This is a genomic window from Rhodovulum sp., assembly GCF_011048875.1.
Classification (GTDB): Bacteria; Pseudomonadota; Alphaproteobacteria; order Rhodobacterales; family Rhodobacteraceae; genus Rhodovulum; species Rhodovulum tesquicola.
Map to the genome: position 1 here is coordinate 1 of NZ_DSDD01000433.1, position 3,656 is coordinate 3,656.

A 3,656-nucleotide genomic window follows, 5' to 3' on the forward strand; every position below is an offset into this window, starting at 1 on the left:
CATGCTGAAGGGTGTGAACACCCTCGCCGACGCGGTGAAGGTCACCCTGGGCCCCAAGGGCCGCAACGTCGTCATCGAGAAATCCTTCGGGGCGCCCCGGATCACCAAGGACGGCGTGACCGTCGCCAAGGAGATCGAGCTCGAGGACAAGTTCGAGAACATGGGCGCGCAGATGGTCAAGGAAGTTGCCAGTCGCACCAATGACGAGGCCGGTGACGGCACCACCACCGCCACCGTTCTGGCCCAGGCCATCGTCCGCGAAGGCATGAAATCGGTCGCCGCGGGCATGAACCCGATGGACCTCAAGCGCGGCATCGACCTGGCCACCAGTGCCGTGGTCGAAGCGATCAAATCCGCCTCGCGCCCGGTGAGCGACAGCGACGAGGTCGCCCAGGTCGGCACCATCTCCGCGAATGGCGAGGCCAATATCGGCCGCTTCATCGCCGACGCGATGCAGAAGGTCGGCAATGACGGCGTCATCACCGTCGAAGAGAACAAGGGCATGGAGACCGAGGTCGAGGTCGTCGAAGGCATGCAGTTCGACCGCGGCTACCTGAGCCCCTATTTCGTGACCAATGCCGACAAGATGGCCGCGGAACTGGAAGACTGTCTCATCCTGCTGCACGAGAAGAAACTCAGCTCGCTGCAGCCGATGGTGCCGCTGCTGGAATCGGTGATCCAGTCGCAGAAGCCGCTGCTCATCATCGCCGAGGATGTCGAAGGCGAGGCGCTGGCCACGCTGGTGGTCAACAAGCTGCGCGGTGGCCTGAAGATCGCCGCCGTCAAGGCGCCGGGCTTCGGCGATCGCCGCAAGGCCATGCTGCAGGACATCGCGATCCTGACGGGTGGCCAGGTGATCTCGGAAGACCTGGGCATGAAGCTGGAGAACGTGACCCTCGACATGCTGGGCAGCGCCAAGAAGGTCCTCATCAAGAAGGACGACACCACGATCATCGACGGTGCCGGCGACAAGGCCGAGATCGAGGCCCGCGTCGGCCAGATCCGCGCCCAGATCGAGGAAACCAGCTCGGACTACGACCGCGAGAAGCTGCAGGAGCGTGTCGCGAAACTGGCCGGTGGCGTTGCCGTCATCCGCGTCGGCGGCATGACCGAGGTCGAGGTCAAGGAGCGCAAGGACCGCGTCGATGACGCGCTCAACGCGACCCGCGCGGCCGTGCAGGAAGGCATCGTGGTCGGCGGCGGCGTCGCGCTGGTGCAGGCGGGCAAGGTGCTCGAGGGCATGACCGGGGCCAACGAGGACCAGAACACCGGCATCGCGATCGTGCGCAAGGCGCTGGAAGCGCCGCTGCGTCAGATCGCCGAGAACGCCGGTGTGGACGGCGCCGTGGTCGCGGGCAAGGTGCGTGAAGGCGCCGAAGCCAATTTCGGCTTCAACGCCCAGACCGAGGAATATGGCGACATGTTCAAGTTCGGCGTGATCGACCCCGCCAAGGTGACCCGTACCGCGCTGGAAGACGCGGCCTCGGTCGCAGGCCTGCTGATCACCACCGAGGCGATGGTGGCCGACAAGCCCGAGCCGAAAGGCGCCGGTGCCGGTGCCGGCGCCGGCATGTCCGACATGGGCGGCATGGGCGGCATGATGTAAGCCGTCCGGCTTTTCCCGTCTCCGAAAGGGGCCGCGTTTCGCGGCCCCTTTTTCGTTGCCCGGGAATTGGGCAGCGGATTGGCGAGGCGGGGCCGGAAGGCCGGGCGGATGTTGCCCCCGCCGCCGGCGCGCGTAGACTGGTGGAGTGGAGGGACGCGCGATGGAAGACCGCCGGGAAATCGGATTCCTGCTGAATGGCGATGAGGTTCGCCTGTCCGAGGTCGGCGCCGAGGACATGGTGCTGGACTTCCTGCGCCTTCAGTGCCGCCTGACCGGCACCAGGGAAGGCTGCGCCGAGGGCGATTGCGGGGCCTGCACGGTGCTGGTGGGCCGGCTGGCCGGGGGCGGGCTGGTTTTATGAGCCGGTCAATGCCTGCATCCGCCCGCTGGCCACGCTCGATGGCTGCCATCTGGTGACGGTCGAGCATCCGGCGGGGCCGGGAGGGGGCTTGCATCCGGTGCAGGCGGCGATGGTCGCCCGTCACGGCAGCCAGTGCGGGTTCTGCACGCCAGGCATCGTCATGGCGCTGGTGGCGCTGTGGCTTTCGCCGCCCGCGCCGGGGCACGAGGCGGTCGAGGAGGCGCTTCAGGGCAATCTGTGCAGCTGCACGGGCTATGCGCCGATCCTGCGCGTGGCCGAGGCGATGGGCGGGTTCGGGGACCGTGCGGCCGATCCGCTGGTGGCGGGCCGCGCCCGGGTGGCGGCACGGCTGGCCGGGCTACGCGACGGACGGCGGGTCGAGGTTGCCCGCGGGGAAAGCCGGGCGATCCTGCCCGCGGATGTGGAGGATTTCGCCGCCCTTCTGGCCGAGAGGCCCGATGCGGTGGTGGTGGCGGGGGCGACCGATGTGGGGCTGTGGGTGACCAAGGGGCTGAGGCGCATTTCGCCCGCGATTTTTGTCGGCCATCTCGATGCGCTGCGGCGGATCGAGACGCGCGACGGCGCGCTGCATCTGGGCGCGGGGGCCAGCTATGCCGAGGCGCAAGGCCCGCTGGTTGCGGGTTTTCCGCATCTGACGGGCTACTGGTCGCGGATCGGCGGTCCGCAGGTGCGCGCGGCGGGCACGATCGGGGGCAATATCGCGAACGGCTCGCCCATCGGGGACACGCCGCCCGTGCTGATCGCGCTGGCGGCCGAGGTGGTTCTGCGCCGGGGCGATGTGCGGCGGGTGCTGCTGCTGGAAGACTTCTTCCTCGACTACGGCCGCCAGGACCGCGCGCCGCGCGATTTCACGCCGCTGACCGACTGGCGCGGCACGGCCGCCTACCGGATGAAGGTCGCGCAGAACCTGTTCCGGCGGTTCTGGCTGGACCACGTCGCCGGGCCCGAGGCTGTCCGGCTGGAACGAGCCTGAGGGGCCGACCATACCGACGACATCCCCGAACCCGCGGGCACGCTGCACGGCTATCGCGGCCTCGCCCCCGTCGCCCATGGCGGCTGCGCGGACTCGACCTGTCGGCCGTCGCGTCCGCACCGGGCGTCGTCGGCGTGCTGACCGCCGCCGACATTCCGGGCCTCAACGACATCAGCCCTAATGGCATCCGCGACGATCCGGCATCCCCACCGAGCGGATCGCGTTCCACGGCCAGCCGCTGTTTGCCGTCATCGCGGAAAACCGCGACGCCGCGCGGCGGGCGGCGGTGCTGGCGAAGGTCGAGATCGACCCGCTGCCCGCTGCCATCACCGTCGAAGAGGCGCTTGCCGCGGGCTATCCCGACGTTGCCCCGCCGCTGAAACCGGAGCGCGGCGAGGTGGGGCCGGCGCTGGCCGCCGCGCCGCGCCGGATCGCGGGGCGGATGACGGTCGGCGGGCAGGACCACATGTATCCGGAGGGCCAGATCGCCTTTGCGGTTCCGGGCGAGGATGACGAGGTGCACGGTGCACGCCTCGACCCAGCACCCGACCGAGGTTCAGCAGATGGTGGCGCAGGGGCTTGGGGTGGCGGCCAATGCGGTCCTGGTGAACGTGCGGCGGATGGGGGGCGGCTTTGGCGGCAAGGAAACGCAGATGAACCTGTTCTGCGTGGTCGCGGCACTGGCGGCGAAACGC

The 3,656-nt window shown here is 69.2% G+C and carries 3 protein-coding genes and 1 pseudogene; all 4 read left to right on the plus strand.

The annotated features are described in order from the left end of the window. The first annotated feature begins 1 nt into the window (after position 1). A complete protein-coding gene (groL, locus tag ENN83_RS14755) occupies positions 2–1,606 on the plus strand; it encodes a chaperonin GroEL (protein WP_287188258.1) in 1,605 nt (534 codons plus the stop codon). A gap of 160 nt (positions 1,607–1,766) precedes the next feature. Then, a complete protein-coding gene (locus ENN83_RS14760) occupies positions 1,767–1,967 on the plus strand; it encodes a 2Fe-2S iron-sulfur cluster-binding protein (protein WP_287188260.1) in 201 nt (66 codons plus the stop codon). 52 nt (positions 1,968–2,019) lie between these two features. Then, a complete protein-coding gene (locus ENN83_RS14765; protein ID WP_287188262.1) occupies positions 2,020–2,961 on the plus strand; it encodes an FAD binding domain-containing protein in 942 nt (313 codons plus the stop codon). 3 nt (positions 2,962–2,964) lie between these two features. Then, positions 2,965–3,656, plus strand: a pseudogene (locus tag ENN83_RS17220) (molybdopterin cofactor-binding domain-containing protein); the annotation flags it as partial.